Source organism: Roseomonas alba (genome assembly GCF_019430885.1).
GTDB lineage: Bacteria > Pseudomonadota > Alphaproteobacteria > Acetobacterales > Acetobacteraceae > Neoroseomonas > Neoroseomonas alba.
Window position 1 is genome coordinate 469,594 of the sequence record NZ_JAHYBZ010000001.1, and the last position, 12,876, is coordinate 482,469.

At 71.5% G+C, this 12,876-nt stretch carries 14 protein-coding genes; 7 read left to right on the forward strand and 7 right to left on the reverse strand.

Going from position 1 to position 12,876, the window contains the following annotated elements; genetic code table 11:
• Positions 1-206: 206 nt before the first annotated feature.
• On the reverse strand, positions 207-917 hold the full coding sequence (locus KPL78_RS02135) for an ArsR/SmtB family transcription factor (protein ID WP_219761047.1): 711 nt from the start codon (positions 915-917) through the stop codon (positions 207-209).
• 100 nt (positions 918-1,017) lie between these two features.
• Between KPL78_RS02135 and KPL78_RS02140 the strand changes: the two genes are divergently transcribed.
• On the forward strand, positions 1,018-1,368 hold the full coding sequence (locus KPL78_RS02140) for an antibiotic biosynthesis monooxygenase family protein (RefSeq protein ID WP_219761049.1): 351 nt from the start codon (positions 1,018-1,020) through the stop codon (positions 1,366-1,368).
• Between the two features lie 4 nt (positions 1,369-1,372).
• On the opposite strand, the gene KPL78_RS02145 is transcribed toward KPL78_RS02140, so the two are convergent.
• The 5 genes from KPL78_RS02145 to KPL78_RS02165 all read right to left on the reverse strand — a co-directional run bounded on the left by KPL78_RS02145 (position 1,373) and on the right by KPL78_RS02165 (position 6,136).
• Positions 1,373-2,161, reverse strand: a complete 789-nt coding sequence (locus KPL78_RS02145) for a sulfite exporter TauE/SafE family protein (RefSeq protein ID WP_219761050.1) — start codon at positions 2,159-2,161, stop codon at positions 1,373-1,375.
• Between the two features lie 100 nt (positions 2,162-2,261).
• Complete coding sequence (locus KPL78_RS02150) at positions 2,262-2,801, reverse strand: rhodanese family protein (RefSeq protein ID WP_219761051.1); 540 nt, start codon at positions 2,799-2,801, stop codon at positions 2,262-2,264.
• The gene (locus tag KPL78_RS02155) at positions 2,795-3,151 is read right to left on the reverse strand and encodes an ArsR/SmtB family transcription factor (protein ID WP_255568512.1); all 357 of its coding nucleotides are present in this window, start codon (positions 3,149-3,151) and stop codon (positions 2,795-2,797) included. The genes KPL78_RS02150 and KPL78_RS02155 overlap by 7 nt, the downstream gene beginning before the upstream one ends.
• Positions 3,152-3,578: 427 nt before the next feature.
• Positions 3,579-4,742, reverse strand: a complete 1,164-nt coding sequence (locus KPL78_RS02160) for a pyridoxal phosphate-dependent aminotransferase (protein ID WP_219761053.1) — start codon at positions 4,740-4,742, stop codon at positions 3,579-3,581.
• Positions 4,739-6,136: a gamma-glutamyltransferase gene (locus tag KPL78_RS02165; protein WP_219761054.1), complete on the reverse strand. Its 1,398-nt coding sequence runs from the start codon at positions 6,134-6,136 to the stop codon at positions 4,739-4,741. The genes KPL78_RS02160 and KPL78_RS02165 overlap by 4 nt, the downstream gene beginning before the upstream one ends.
• A 596-nt stretch (positions 6,137-6,732) precedes the next feature.
• On the opposite strand from KPL78_RS02165, the gene KPL78_RS02170 reads away from it, so the two are divergent.
• The 3 genes from KPL78_RS02170 to KPL78_RS02180 all read left to right on the forward strand — a co-directional run bounded on the left by KPL78_RS02170 (position 6,733) and on the right by KPL78_RS02180 (position 9,474).
• Entirely contained in the window at positions 6,733-7,467 is a 735-nt protein-coding gene (locus KPL78_RS02170; protein WP_219761055.1) for a DsbA family protein, read from the forward strand.
• Positions 7,464-8,285: an MBL fold metallo-hydrolase gene (locus KPL78_RS02175; protein WP_219761057.1), complete on the forward strand. Its 822-nt coding sequence runs from the start codon at positions 7,464-7,466 to the stop codon at positions 8,283-8,285. Before KPL78_RS02170 ends, KPL78_RS02175 begins: the two co-directional genes overlap by 4 nt.
• 208 nt (positions 8,286-8,493) lie before the next feature.
• The gene (locus tag KPL78_RS02180) at positions 8,494-9,474 is read left to right on the forward strand and encodes a M14 family metallopeptidase (RefSeq protein ID WP_219761058.1); all 981 of its coding nucleotides are present in this window, start codon (positions 8,494-8,496) and stop codon (positions 9,472-9,474) included.
• Positions 9,475-9,517: 43 nt separating this feature from the next.
• Here the strand turns inward: KPL78_RS02180 and KPL78_RS02185 are convergent, their stop codons facing one another.
• The gene (locus tag KPL78_RS02185) at positions 9,518-10,120 is read right to left on the reverse strand and encodes a hypothetical protein (RefSeq protein WP_219761060.1); all 603 of its coding nucleotides are present in this window, start codon (positions 10,118-10,120) and stop codon (positions 9,518-9,520) included.
• 141 nt (positions 10,121-10,261) lie between these two features.
• Here KPL78_RS02185 and KPL78_RS02190 point away from each other — a divergent pair, with 141 nt between their 5' ends.
• Genes KPL78_RS02190 through KPL78_RS02200 form a run of 3 tightly spaced genes read left to right on the forward strand, consistent with a single transcriptional unit; the run spans position 10,262 to position 12,839 of the window.
• Positions 10,262-11,323 (forward strand): amidohydrolase family protein, encoded by a 1,062-nt coding sequence (locus KPL78_RS02190; protein WP_219761062.1) that lies wholly within the window; start codon positions 10,262-10,264, stop codon positions 11,321-11,323.
• Entirely contained in the window at positions 11,320-12,429 is a 1,110-nt protein-coding gene (locus tag KPL78_RS02195) for an amidohydrolase family protein (RefSeq protein WP_219761064.1), read from the forward strand. The genes KPL78_RS02190 and KPL78_RS02195 overlap by 4 nt, the downstream gene beginning before the upstream one ends.
• Entirely contained in the window at positions 12,426-12,839 is a 414-nt protein-coding gene (locus KPL78_RS02200; RefSeq protein WP_219761066.1) for a Rieske (2Fe-2S) protein, read from the forward strand. The genes KPL78_RS02195 and KPL78_RS02200 overlap by 4 nt, the downstream gene beginning before the upstream one ends.
• Positions 12,840-12,876 lie beyond the last annotated feature (37 nt).

Sequence of the window (12,876 nt, forward strand, 5' to 3'; positions counted from 1 at the left end):
TGGCGCAGGGGAGAAGGAAGCCCGGCGGGATGATCGAGCCTGTCCTGGAACGATGTGCCCCGGCGTCGGGCCGGCGAACCGGGGCAGCCGTGCTCCGGTTCCGTCATGGCCCCATCGTCATGCGCGCGGGGCGGGTCCGGAGATTCTGGACGAGCTGATCAGCGGGCCGATCCATCATCGCGCCTGTGGGGCAGGACGCCGCCGGGTCATGCGTCGAACCCCAGCGCGTCCTTCATTCCCCGGGCGCCCTCCGGCGTCACCGACACGCGCCGCTTCGCCAGCACGTCGCTCTCGCATTCCGCCGGCACGCGCCGTAGCCAGCCGCGGTCGAACCAGGCGCGCGCGATCTCCTTCCCCAGGCCCCCGGCGAGGTGCGGCCGGCGTTCCGACCAATCCATGCAGTCGCAGGCGAAGCGCGGCGCCTTTCCGGCACGGTCGAGGTCCACGCCCGTCGCCGCGAGCCGCGTCCGGCCTTCCATCGACGCGTCCCATCCGCCAGGGCTCGGGGTCAGCCACCCCACGCCGGTCAGTCGTTCATGCAGGGCGACGCCCAGCCGCCCGGCCAGGTGGTTCCAGCACAGCCGCGCCTGGCGGGCCGTCTCGCCATGCTTCCAGGGGCGCGGCGGGGCGATACGGGCAGACAGGCCACCCAGCGTCTCGATCACCGCGGCGACTTCCTCGGACGCCAGGCGGTGGTAGCGGTGTCGGCCCTGGGCGTGGACGATGATGAGGCCACCCTCGGCCAGGCGGGCGAGATGGCCGCTCGCCGTCGCCGGCACCACGCCGGCGATGCGGGCGAGCTCCCCGGCGGTCATGGCCTCGCCGCCCATCAGCGCGGCGAGCATCCGCGCGCGGGCCGGGTCGGCCATGAGCGCGGCGGTGGCGGCGAGCGGTCCGGGCGCGGTCGGGTCGGTCATGGCGAAGGATAGTAGCGCAGGGCGCGCGGCGATGCTTCGGTCACCGGCGAAGCGCGCCGGCCCGCAAGCTGCGACAAGGCCCGCGACAGGGGAGGCACCGATGATCGCCGTCATCTTCGAAGTCGAGCCGGCGGAAGGGCATGAGGGCGACTACCTCGCCATCGCCGGGGCGCTGCGCTCAGAACTGGAGCGCCAACCGGGCTTCGTCTCGGTCGAGCGCTTCCGCAGCATCACCCAGCCGGCGAAGCTGCTGTCGCTGTCCTTCTGGGAAAGTGAGGAAGCGGTGCGGGGCTGGCGCTGCCAGGAAGCCCATCGCGGGGCGCAGAAGGCGGGGCGGGGAGGGGTCTTCGCCGCCTATCGCCTGCGCGTCGCCGGCGTGTTGCGCGACTACGGCATGACCGAACGGCGCGACCAGGCGCCCGCGGACAGTAACGCGGCCTGGGGCCTGTGACGGGTCAGCCGATCACGCCGAGGCTGCGCACCAGCACATAGGCCGCGACGGCCAGGATCAGCCCGCCGAACACCTTGGTCAGCGCGCCGCGCCGCGCGGCCAGCGCCCGCCCGGCCCGCGTGCCGAGCAGGCTGCCCGCCACGCCGCCCACGATGAACATCGCCGCGAGCGACCAGTCCACCAGCCCCGCCGAGGCGTAGCTGCCCGCCGTCGCCAGGCCGAAGGTCGTCACCGCCACCAGCGAGGTGCCCACCGCCTGGAGCATCGGCATGCCCGTGGCCAGGATCAGCCCCGGCACGATCAGGAAGCCGCCGCCGATGCCGAAGAAGCCGGACATTCCACCGACGGCGAGGCCGGTGGCGATGAGCCGCGGCGCGTTCTGCCGGTTCAGGCGCACCTGGCGATCCTCGCCCGGTTCACGCCGGCGCAGCATCAGCACTGCGACCACCGCCATCATCACGGCGAAGGCGGTCAGCAGCGCCTGTCCATCCGCCATCTTGCCGAGCTGCGCGCCCACCAGCGCCCCCAGCAGCCCGGCTGCCGAAAAGGCCGCGGCGCAGGGCCAGCGCACATTGCCCACTCGCGCATGGGTGGCGAGCCCCGCCGCGGCATTCGCCGCCACCGCCACGGCGCTGGTACCGATCGCGACATGCGGCAGCGGCACGCCGACGAGATAGACGAGCAACGGCACCGCCAGGATCGACCCGCCCCCGCCCACCAGGCCGAGAGTGAAGCCGACCAGGCCGCCGGAACCGGCGCCGAGGATCATCTGCAAGGCGGACAGGGTATGCATGGCAAGGGATCTCCCGCCCGGGGCGGGGCGTGGTCTTTGGCGGGGAGGGCCAGGGCCCTTCCCCGGTCGACATGTGCGGGGCGGAGACCCCGGGCGCGCCCTATGCCGCCGCGTTCAGTGATGCCGCCCGGTTCCACGGCATGGCGCGCAGCAGTCGCGCCAGGGGGCAGAGGCCGGTCAGGCCAGCGAAGACGAGCCCGGCCCCCATGAATCCCGACACCGCGTAGAACAATGGCGAGACGGTCGCCCCGAGTACCACGCCCAGCGCGATCATCGACCCCGCGGTGATCTGCACCTGGCGCATCAGTTCGAGCGGCTGCCGGCGGTTCTCGGCGGTGGGCAGACCGGCGCGCTTCCACGCGTCGAGCCCGCCCGCCACGACATAGGCCTCGATCGGTCCGGCGCAGGCGGCGAGCCGCGCGACGTGACCCGTGGTGCGCGCCCCCGACCGGCAATGGAACAGCAGCTTGCCGCCTTCGTGCTGCGCCAGCTCCGCCGGATCGAGACGCGACAGCGGCAGGTTCTGCGCGCCGGGAATGCGTTCGCGGGCGAACTCGTCGGCCTCGCGGACATCGACGAGCAGCGCGCCTTCGTCGCGGATCAGTCGGGCAGCGTGTTCGGGGGTGACGGTCTTCAGCATGCGTTGGTCCTTGATGGCGTCGTATCGCCCGGCAGGGAGCAGAACAGGTCGCGGAGCAGGAGCATGACCGCGGCGACGCGGGGATCGGCCAGGCGGTAATGCACCGTCTGCGCCTTGCGCCGGGTCGCGACGAGGCCATCCTCGCGCAGTCTGGCGAGGTGCTGGGACAGGGCGGGCTGGGAGAGGCCGACTGCCTCGGCCAGTGCGCCCACGCCCATCTCCCCCGCCTGGACGAGGTGGCAGAGCAGGACGAGGCGGTTTTCGTTGCCGAGCAGCGCAAGCAGCCGCGCCGCATCCGCCGCCTTGTCCCGCAAGGCCGCAACGGCCTCTGGGGACATGACCGGGTCCATGCGTTGCGTTCCCTTGGATAAGGACTTTCTATATAATCTAAGTCTTATGTTATGCGCAAGCCCTGCATGCAAGGCAGGCAGGGAGGCGCGATCGGCCACGGAGATTGGCCGCAGCGCCGGCGCGTGAGCCCCGCATTTCCGAGCGGACCGGATGCCGGCTGCCGCGCCGTGATACCAACGGCCCGATCCGGGCCGCCGGTATCCGCTTTTTCATGCCCTCGGACGCGGGGCGCAAACCTCCAGCTTGCTTGCCGTCCTGCCGCAGGCACGCCTCCGGCGTGACGCCGGACTGCTGGCAGGCCGCATTCCGGGGCACCAGTCAGATTGAGGAGAAAATTGACGGGGAACCCACCGCGGCCTTGGACCGGTCAGCCGACCGGTCTGCCGGCATAAAGCGGGGCGGGAGGGGCGGCGCTCCTCCCCGGCGTCACCGCGCCAGCCAGCGCCGCAGTCGCTCCGGCGCCGCGACCATCTGCGCTTCCGGCCCGCAATAGGAGAAGCGCAGGAACCGCGTGCCGCGATCCCGGTCGAAGTCGAGGCCCGTCGTTGCGGCGATGCCGGCCTTGTCGAGCATCTCGGCGCAGAAGGCGGCGCTGTCGTTGGTCAGGTGGCCGACATCGCACCACAAATAGAAAGCACCATCCGCCGCGGCGATGTTGGTGAAGCCCGCCTTGGGCAGCCCTTCGAGGAGCGCGGCGCGGCTGCGGGCATAGGCGGCCTTGTTGGCTTCCAGCTCCTCCACGCAGTCCATCGCGGCCTCGGCGGCGACCTGGGCGATGTGCGGGGCGCTGATGAACATGTTCTGCGCCAGGCATTCGACCGGGCGGACCATATCCTCGGGCAGCAGCAGCCAGCCGATGCGCCAGCCCGTCATGGACCAGTATTTCGAGAAGGAATTCACCACCACCGCGCTGTCGCTGAAGCCGGCGGCGGAACTCTCCGCGACGCTGCCCCAGGTCAGGCCGTGATAGATCTCGTCGCTGATCAGGCGCACGTCGTTGGCGTGGCACCAGCGCGCGATGGCGGCAAGTTCCTCCGGCGAGAGCATGGTGCCCGCCGGGTTGCAGGGGCTCGCGACGATCAGGCCCTGCGGGCGCGGGTCCATCTTCTCCAGCATCGCGATGGTGGGCTGGAAGCGCGTCGTGGCATCGCAGGGCAGCAGCACCGGCTGCATGCCGAGCGCGGTCAGGATATTGGCGTAGGGCGGGTAGAAGGGCGCGGCCATTGCGACCCGGTCGCCCGGATCGAAGGCAGCGAGGAAGGCCAGCGGGAAGGCCCCGGAGGCGCCGACCGTCACGGCGATGCGCGCTTCGTCCACCGTCACGCCGTAGCGTTCGCGATAGTGCCGGGCGATGCGTCCGCGCAGCGACCGCAGGCCGAAGGCCTCCGTGTAGCCCATCGGCGCACCGGCCTGCAGGGCGCGGATCGCAGCCTCGGCCGCGCCGCGCGGAGCGCCGGTACCGGGCTGGCCGACCTCCATGCGCAGGATGCCGGGCGCGCCCTGCGGCAGGGACGCGGCGCGCGCATTGGCAGCCGCGATCACGTCCATCACCAGGAAGGGCGGGGCGTCGCCCGCCCGGCCGACCTTCATGGCGCGAAGGAACCCGCGGCGACGCCGCCGCCGCGCGGATCGGCGGCCGCGACGCAGCTCTGGTTCCCGCCGGGCATGTAGGCGGGGCAGGACAGCACCAGGCCGCGGCCCGGTTCGGGGATGGCGGCGAAGCCGCTGTCAAAGGGCTGCCGGCGCAGCGCCGTCGCCAGCATCGTCGCCGCGGCAATGCCCGCCGCCTGCTGCCCCGTGCCCGCCGAGGCCATGCGGAAGCTGCGCAGGTCGCGATTCGTCACCATGCCCACGGCGAGCGGCGCCGGCGGCACCGTGCCCATGTTCGGCGCGGCGGCGAGCAGCACGCCGGTGCCCTCGACCACCCGGCCCGTGCCGAACAGGTTGTTCATCGAGAAGGTGCAGGCCACCGCATCGCCCGCGGAATCCATCGTCAGCAGCCCGGCGCTCGCACCCGACATCATGGCGCCGCCGCCTGGCGCGCCGCCCGCCTGGATGGCCTGGAAGGCGGCTGCGGTGCCCGCGGACCCATCGGCGCCCGCGGGCAGGAAGAAGGCGATGTCGGTGCCGACCGGCACGCGCACCGGGTCCTGGACCTCGGCCAGCGCGGCGCGCATCTCGGCGTCGGTCAACCCGCCGCCGGCCAGAAGGGACGCTTCCTCGAGCCGCTGGGACAGCCCGCCCTGATAGAGTTCGCCGACTCCGCCCGAGCGCATCTGCGCGAGCGTCGCGCCGAGGTCGAGTTGCGTCAGCCGCTCGCCGCCGCGCAGCGGCCCGCCGCCCGGGGCGCCGAAGACGCGGCGCGCCTGCGGGTCGTTCAGCAGCGGGGCGGCAACGACGGCGAGGTCCTCGGCCAGCGCGGCGCTGACCTCGGTGCCGAAGCGCGCGAGATCCTCGGCGGGGCGGATGAGCTGTTCGAAGCGCAGCCGGCCCCCGCGGGTGTGCAGCAGGAACAGCCCGCGCGCCATGAGCGGAATCGCCGCCGGCCGGTCGGTGCCTGGGGGCAGCGCCGCGCTGCGTCCGCCGGCGGGGAAGGAGACGGCGACGACCTGCCGCAGCCTCTGGTTGTAGACGAGGCAGGCTCCACCACCACCGATCCCGGCACGGGAGGGCAGGGTGACCGACATGGCGAAGGCCCCGGCCACGGCCGCATCGACCGCCGTGCCGCCGGAGGACAGGATCTCGCGCGCCACCAGCGCGGCGCGGGGCTCGTCGGCTACGGCGCCGCCGAGGAAGCCGGTGACATAGCCCGGCGTGCCGATCGGCACCGTCGGGGTCCGGCTGCCGCCGAACCAGGAGCAGCCGGACAACATCGCCGTGGCGGCCAGCAGCCAGGCGGCGCGGCGGCGCGGCCGGCCCGCTGCGGGCTGGCAAGGGGCGCTGACGGTCCTCGGAGTGCTGGTCTTCATGCCGGTGTCGCTCACATCCTCTGCTCCGCGGCCACAGGGACCGCATTCCGCATCACGCATCCCAAGGGCGGGGCCATAGACGCCTTCGCCACGGCCGGCAACCGCATCATGGCCGGAATGGCGGGTCGGGACGCCAGGGGGCGCGATTATGGCGCGCGCGGAGCGGGGAAGGGCTCTGCCCTCCCCCGGACCCCCACCCGCCAAAGGCCACAGGGCCTTTGGAAGCCGATACCTGGCGCCGGGCGCGGCGTTCGTTTCGGGATATCGAAGGGCGCGCAGCGCATGGTGCCGGCATGATTCGCGACGCCGGGCACGAAGCGGGCGTTTCACGGCGGCCGGACCCCCGCGCAGGGCGGCAGGTGACGGTTTCCAAAGGCCCTGTGGCCTTTGGCGGGGTGAGGTTTGGAGGGGGGCAGGGCCCCTCTCCATTCCCGCCATCCGCCATATCCTGGCGCCTGCGGGCGGATCCGCATTCCCTTCAGGGCCCTGGTCCTCACGCGCATGGGGCTCGACCCCGGGCGTAACCGGGTCCATCTGCTGCGGCGAATGTTGAGCCGGGCCCCGGCCGCGCGCATGGTGGCGCGGCGGCGGTTTCGCGCCGGGAGTGCTGCATGCGTCGTTCCTTCCTGCTGGCCGCGGCCGGCACCCTGTTCGCGGGCCGCGCCATGGCCCAGGCCTTCACCGAGGCCCAGCGTGCCGAGATCGTCGAGATCCTGCGCGATGCCCTGCGCCGCGACCCGACCATCCTGCGCGAGGCCTTCGGCGCCCTGCAGGCTGCCGAGGAGCGCGACCGCGAGGACGCTCAGCGCGGCGCCATCGCCGCCCACCGGCAGGAGCTGTTCGGCGTCGCCACCGACCCCGTCCGCGGCAATCCGCGCGGAGATGTGACCATCGTCGAGTTCTTCGACGCGCGCTGCCCCTACTGCAAGCGGCTGCATGCCGAGATGAAGCCGCTGCTCCAGCGCGACCGGAACATCCGTGTCGTGATGAAGGACCTGCCCATCCTGGGGCCGCAGAGCGTCGTCGCCTCCCGCGCGCTGCTCGCGGCGCAGCGCCAGGGCAAGTATCCCGAGCTCTATGACGCGCTGATGAGCCTGCGCGGCGAGCCGACCGATGCCGTGATCCGCGCCGAGGCGGGGCGGGTCGGCATCGATGTGGACCGCATGTGGCGCGAGAAGGACGACCCGGAGATCCAGCGCCGGCTCGATGCCAACATTGCGCTGGCCCGCACATTGCGCATCGAGGGCACGCCGGCGCTCGTCGTCGGTGATACGCTGATACCGGGTGCTGTGCCGGTCGCGCAGCTCGAACAGATCATCGCGGAGGAACGGCAACGCCGGGGATGAGCGGAACGGCCTTCATCTGCGCCACCTGCGGCACGCAGCACGCGCCCTCGGCGGCACCGCCCGCCGCCTGCCTGATCTGCGAGGATCCGCGGCAATGGGTGCCGGCCGCGGGCCAGGCCTGGACGACAATGGAGGCCTTGGCGCGCCGCCACGCCATCGGCTGGCGGGAGGTCGCGCCGGGGCTGCTCGGCCTCGGCGTCTTCCCCGATTTCGCGATCGGGCAGCGCGCGCTGCTGGTCCGCACGCCGGCGGGCAATGTGCTGTGGGATTGCGTCGCGCTGCTCGACCCCGCGACGGTCACGCTGGTCAAGGCGCTGGGCGGGCTGACGGCGATCGCGATCAGCCACCCGCATTTCTACACCAGCATGGTCGACTGGGCGCGGGCCTTCGACTGCCCCGTGCTGCTGCATGCCGACGACCGGCGCTGGGTGATGCGGCCCGACCCCGCGATCCGATTCTGGGAGGGCGAGACGCATGACGTCCTGCCCGGCATCACGCTGCATCGCCTGGGCGGGCATTTCGCCGGCGGCACCATCCTGCATCGTGCCGAGGGCGCGGGCGCGATCCTGACCGGCGACATCGCTTCGGTCGCGCCGGACCGCAAGCACGTCTCCTTCATGTGGTCCTTTCCCAACTGGGTGCCGCTGCCGGCCGCCGAAGTGACGCGCATGGGCGCGCGGCTCGATGCGCTGGCATTCGATGCCATCTATGGCGGCTGGTGGGACCGCGTGATGGCGACCGGCGGCAAGGCGGCGATGCGTGCGAGCGTCGCGCGCTACGTCGCCGCGGTGACCGGGCCGGCGCCGCTCGCGCCGTGACCGGCGTGGCGGGGCGTGCCGCGGCGCGGCGGGATCCTGGCCACCCGCCAAGCCGCGCGGGGGAGGATTGACCGAGCGGTATCGAAACCGGTGCAGGACGTCGGATTGGACGCGGGGCAGCAGCCGTATAGACTGCAACCGTGGCGCACATGTTTGATCGTTGCTCTCATCTGCTGCACCGCGCGACGGCGTCGCGCAGGGTCATCGCATGAGCGGCGGGTCGGGCGTCTGGCCCTGGTCCATCACGCCGCCGATCGTCCCGGTGAACATCCCCGTCCCGGACCTCGCGCCCTGGCTCGCCGGCAATAGCGGGATCCCGGGCATCTGGACCTTTGCGGCGGCGCAGCCCGGCCCGCATCTCGCGATCAGCGCCATCGTGCATGGCAATGAGATCGCCGGGGCCACCGTGCTGGACCGCTGGCTGCGCGCCGGCATCCGCCCGGCCCGCGGAACACTGAGCCTGGTCTTCGTGAACCTTGATGCCTTTGCGCAGTTCGATCCCGCGAATCCGACGGCGTCGCGCTTCCTGGACGAGGACATGAACCGGCTCTGGGACGTCGATACGCTGGAGGGCAAGCGGCGATCCTCGGAACTGCGCCGGGCGCGGGAGCTGCTACCCTTCCTTGAGACGGTGGATCTGCTCGGCGACCTGCATTCCATGCTGTGGGATTCCGATCCGCTGATCCTGGCGGGCGAGACGGAGAAGGCGGCGCGGCTCGGCATGGCGGTCGGCGTGCCGCCGCTGGTGGTGTCGGATGCCGGCCATGTCGGCGGGCGCCGGATGATCGACCATGAGCTCTTCTCCGATCGGGCCACGGCACGCGCGGCGGTGCTGATCGAGGCCGGGCTGCATTGGGAGCCGAGCACCGTCGCGCGCATGGAACTCGCCGCGGCCCGGCTGCTGCGTCATGCGGGCATGGCGATGCCCGGCCAGGAGCTGGTCGAGGATGGTGATCTGCCGCGGCCGCGCCGGGCCCGGGTCACGCGCACGGTGACGGTGCGCAGCCGGTCCTTCGCCTTCCTGCGCGACTTCCGCGGCGGCGAGGTGATCCCCCTGCGCAACACGCTGATCGCCATGGATGGGGAGGAGGAGATCCGCACCCCGCATGACAACTGCCTGCTGATCATGCCGACGCCGATCGTCCATCGCGGACATACGGCGGTGCGGCTGGCGCAGTTCATCGACTGACGGGACGTCGCGCGGTGATCCGGGGGCGGCAAGCGCCCTCCGCTCACCAGAGCCGCGTGGATCCGTCCGGATAGTCCAGATGGAAGGCGCCGGTCGGCCCCACCGCGAGCAGCGGTCCCTGGAAGGCCTCGCCGAGCAGCAGCCGGTCATAGTCGTGCACCGGGCGCAGATACTGCGTCTGGACCGGTGCATGCGCCTGGCAGTCCAGCGTGCCGGCCAGCGCGCGCAACAGGCGATAGCCGGGTCCGAGGGTGATGCTCGCCGTCGACCCCGCGGCGTTCCAGCCGCTGTGCAGCACGGCATCCGGATGATCGGCGTCCGGCCCGGCGCCCGCGCCGGCCATGCAGGCGAAGCACCAGACGCTGCCGAGCGGCCCGCCGCGCATGTGGCGCCGCAGGGGCGCCAGGTCGTGAGCGCTGTGTTCCGTCAGCCCCTGGCCGAGTTGCAATTGCCCCGGATAGCCATGGGCGACGAAGGTCAGGCGGTTGATCCGTTCCCCGCGCAGCCGCGCGATGGCGCGGGCGGAGACGGAGGCGAGATCCTCGATGTCATGGACATCGACGACCGGATAGCCGCGGATGGTCATGAACTCGAGCATCCACTGGGCGCGCGGGGCGCGGCGGTCGACAATGAAGAGCTGAGCCATCGGGCGGGTCCAAGCGGGGCGACGGGAGAAGCCTCATCCTGACCGGTCCGGCGCGCGATGAAGTGCTTCGCGGGCCATTGCCCTCCCTGCCCGAAGGGTGGAACCTGTCCGCCTGACGCCGGGAAACGGCGCGGAGGGAACGTGACTGCATCCGCCATCGATTGCGATCTGCATCCCGGCGTGCCCAGCGTGGCGACGCTGCTGCCCTACATGGACGAATACTGGCGCCACACCCTGGTCGAGCGCGGCATCGAGGTGCTGGAGAGCGCTTCCTACCCGCCCAATGCGCCGACCTCGGTGCGCGCCGACTGGCGCGGACCGAAGGGGCGCGCGCCTTCGACGGTGGGCGAGTTGCAGACCCAGGCGCTGGATCGCTGGGGGGCGGCCTTCGGCATCCTCAACCCGCTGTTCCCCGTGCAGCTTCCCTTCAGCCGCGACATGTCGGCGGCGATGGCCCGCGCGGTGAACGACTGGATCCGCGCCGAGTGGCTGGACCGCGATGATCGGTTGCGCGCCTCGATCCTGCTGCCCAACGGGCTGGAGGACGCGCTCGCCGAGATCGAGCGTCTCGCCCCGGATCGCCGCTTCGTGCAGGCGATGGTGCTCTGCATGGGGGAGACGCCGATCGGCCGTCGGGAATGGTGGCCGCTGCACGCGGCGCTGGAGAAGCACGGGCTGCCGCTCGCCATCCATGCCGGCAGCGCCTGGCGGCACCCGCCGACCTCGGTCGGCTGGCCGTCCTGGCATGTCGAGGAATACACCTCGAACATCTATGGCTTCCAGGCGACCCTCGCCTCCCTGGTCACCGAGGGCGTCTTCGCGAAATTCCCGGGCCTGAAGGTCGTGCTGGTGGAATCCGGCGTGTCCTGGCTGCCGGCCTTCCTGTGGCGGCTGACCAAGTCCTGGAAGGGCGTGCGCTTCGAGATCCCCTGGATCGACCGCCCGCCCGCCGAGATCGTGCGCGACCATGTCCGCCTGACCGTGCGCCCCTTCGACGGGCCGGAGGATGCGGAGCAGATGAAACGGCTGCTCGATCATCTGCGGTCCGATGAGTTGCTGCTCTGGGCGACCGACTGGCCGCACGCGCATTTCGATGGCGACGACACCGTTCCGCCCGGCCTGCCGGAAGGGCTGCTCACGAAGATCATGGTGGACAATCCGCGCGCGACCTATGCGCGCCTCGCGGAGGGAGTGAGCGCATGAACCTCGTCCGTCCCATCGCCTCCTATGGCAAGCCCGCCGCGGCGACGCTCGGCCTGGTGGATGTCGATATCCATCCGCGGGTGCGCGACCTGTCGGAGTTCCGGCCCTTCGTCTCGGACGCCGACTGGCACCGCCTGACGACCTACGGCATCCATGCGCGGCATGGTTTCGCGAAGGGGTATCCGTTTCCGAAGGCGGCGCCGCTCGCCTGCCGGCGCGATGCCTGGCCGCCGGGCGGCGGGCCGCCTGCCTCGGACCTGCCCTTCCTGCAGGAGCAGTTGCTCGATCGCTACGGGCTCGATGTCGGGGTGCTGAACCCGTTGCAGCCCTCGGGGCAGGGGGATGTGAATGACGGGCTGTCCATCGCGCTGACCTCGGCGGTGAATGACTGGCAGATCGAACACTGGCTGCGTCACGAACCGCGCCTGCGCGGTTCGATCGTCGTGCCCTATGAGGACGGGCCCGCCGCGGCCGCCGAGATCCGCAAGCGCGCCGGCGACCCGCGCTTCTGCCAGGTCTTCCTGCTGAGCCGGACCTGCGAGCCGCTCGGCCGCCGGCGCTATTGGCCGATCTACGAGGCCGCGGCCGAGGTCGGCCTGCCGGTCGGCATCCACGCCTTCGGCTATTCCGGCCATGCCATGACCAGCACGGGCTGGCCCTCCTTCTATGTCGAGGAGGTGCAGGAGCATGCCACCTCGGCCCAGGCGCAGGTGGCGTCGATGGTGGTCGAGGGCGTCTTCGAGCGCTTCCCGGGGCTGAACGTCGTCATGATCGAATGCGGCTTCGGCTGGATGCCTTCGCTCGCCTGGCGACTGGACGGTGCCTGGAAGCGGCTGCGGGATGAGGTGCCGCACCTGACGCGCGCGCCGTCCGAGATCATGCGCGAGCACGTCTTCGTCTCGACCCAGCCGATCGAGGAGCCGGAGCGGCCCGAGCATCTGCTCGACGCCATGGAATGGATCGGGTGGGACCGGATCCTGTTCGCCTCCGATTATCCGCACTGGGATTTCGACGATCCGCGCATGGCCATTCCCTCCTTCATCCCGGAGGAGAAGCGCGCGGCGATCTATGGTGGCAACGCGAACAGGATCTACCGCTTCCGATGAGCCGCCACGTCGTCGCTCCGGTCAGCGAAATCCCGCCCGGTGGCCGCAAGGTCGTGGAAGCCGCGGGCAAGCGCATCGTCGTCTTCAACCTCGATGGCGAGTTCTTCGCGCTGCTCGACCGCTGCCCGCACCAGGGCAGCCAGCTTTCCGGGGGCATCCTCTGCGGCCTGACGCAGTCGGACGAGCCGGGGCACTACCGCTTCTCCCGCGCCGGAGAATTCGTCCGCTGCCCCTGGCACCAGTGGGAGTTCGACATCCGTACCGGCAAGTCCTGGTTCGACCCGCGGCGGACCAAGGTGCGGCCCTTCCCGGCAGGTGTCGCGGAAGGGTCCGAACTGGTGGAAGGCCCCTATACGGCCGAGACGATCCCGGTGCGGGTCGAGGAGGCCTATGTCGTCGTGGAGGCGTGAGGGCATCCAAGGCGCGGGGGAGGGCGAATTATCCCTT

Excerpts from the sequence above, each read along its gene's own strand:
- KPL78_RS02195 (WP_219761064.1), top strand. The coding sequence starts at position 11,320 with ATGAACCTCGTCCGTCCCATCGCCTCCTATGGCAAGCCCGCCGCGGCG.
- KPL78_RS02145 (WP_219761050.1), bottom strand. The coding sequence starts at position 2,161 with ATGCATACCCTGTCCGCCTTGCAGATGATCCTCGGCGCCGGTTCCGGC.
- KPL78_RS02170 (WP_219761055.1), top strand. The coding sequence starts at position 6,733 with ATGCGTCGTTCCTTCCTGCTGGCCGCGGCCGGCACCCTGTTCGCGGGC.
- KPL78_RS02185 (WP_219761060.1), bottom strand. The coding sequence starts at position 10,120 with ATGGCTCAGCTCTTCATTGTCGACCGCCGCGCCCCGCGCGCCCAGTGG.
- KPL78_RS02135 (WP_219761047.1), bottom strand. The coding sequence starts at position 917 with ATGACCGACCCGACCGCGCCCGGACCGCTCGCCGCCACCGCCGCGCTC.
- KPL78_RS02200 (WP_219761066.1), top strand. The coding sequence starts at position 12,426 with ATGAGCCGCCACGTCGTCGCTCCGGTCAGCGAAATCCCGCCCGGTGGC.
- KPL78_RS02150 (WP_219761051.1), bottom strand. The coding sequence starts at position 2,801 with ATGCTGAAGACCGTCACCCCCGAACACGCTGCCCGACTGATCCGCGAC.
- KPL78_RS02175 (WP_219761057.1), top strand. The coding sequence starts at position 7,464 with ATGAGCGGAACGGCCTTCATCTGCGCCACCTGCGGCACGCAGCACGCG.
- KPL78_RS02180 (WP_219761058.1), top strand. The coding sequence starts at position 8,494 with ATGAGCGGCGGGTCGGGCGTCTGGCCCTGGTCCATCACGCCGCCGATC.
- KPL78_RS02155 (WP_255568512.1), bottom strand. The coding sequence starts at position 3,151 with ATGGACCCGGTCATGTCCCCAGAGGCCGTTGCGGCCTTGCGGGACAAG.
- KPL78_RS02140 (WP_219761049.1), top strand. The coding sequence starts at position 1,018 with ATGATCGCCGTCATCTTCGAAGTCGAGCCGGCGGAAGGGCATGAGGGC.
- KPL78_RS02160 (WP_219761053.1), bottom strand. The coding sequence starts at position 4,742 with ATGAAGGTCGGCCGGGCGGGCGACGCCCCGCCCTTCCTGGTGATGGAC.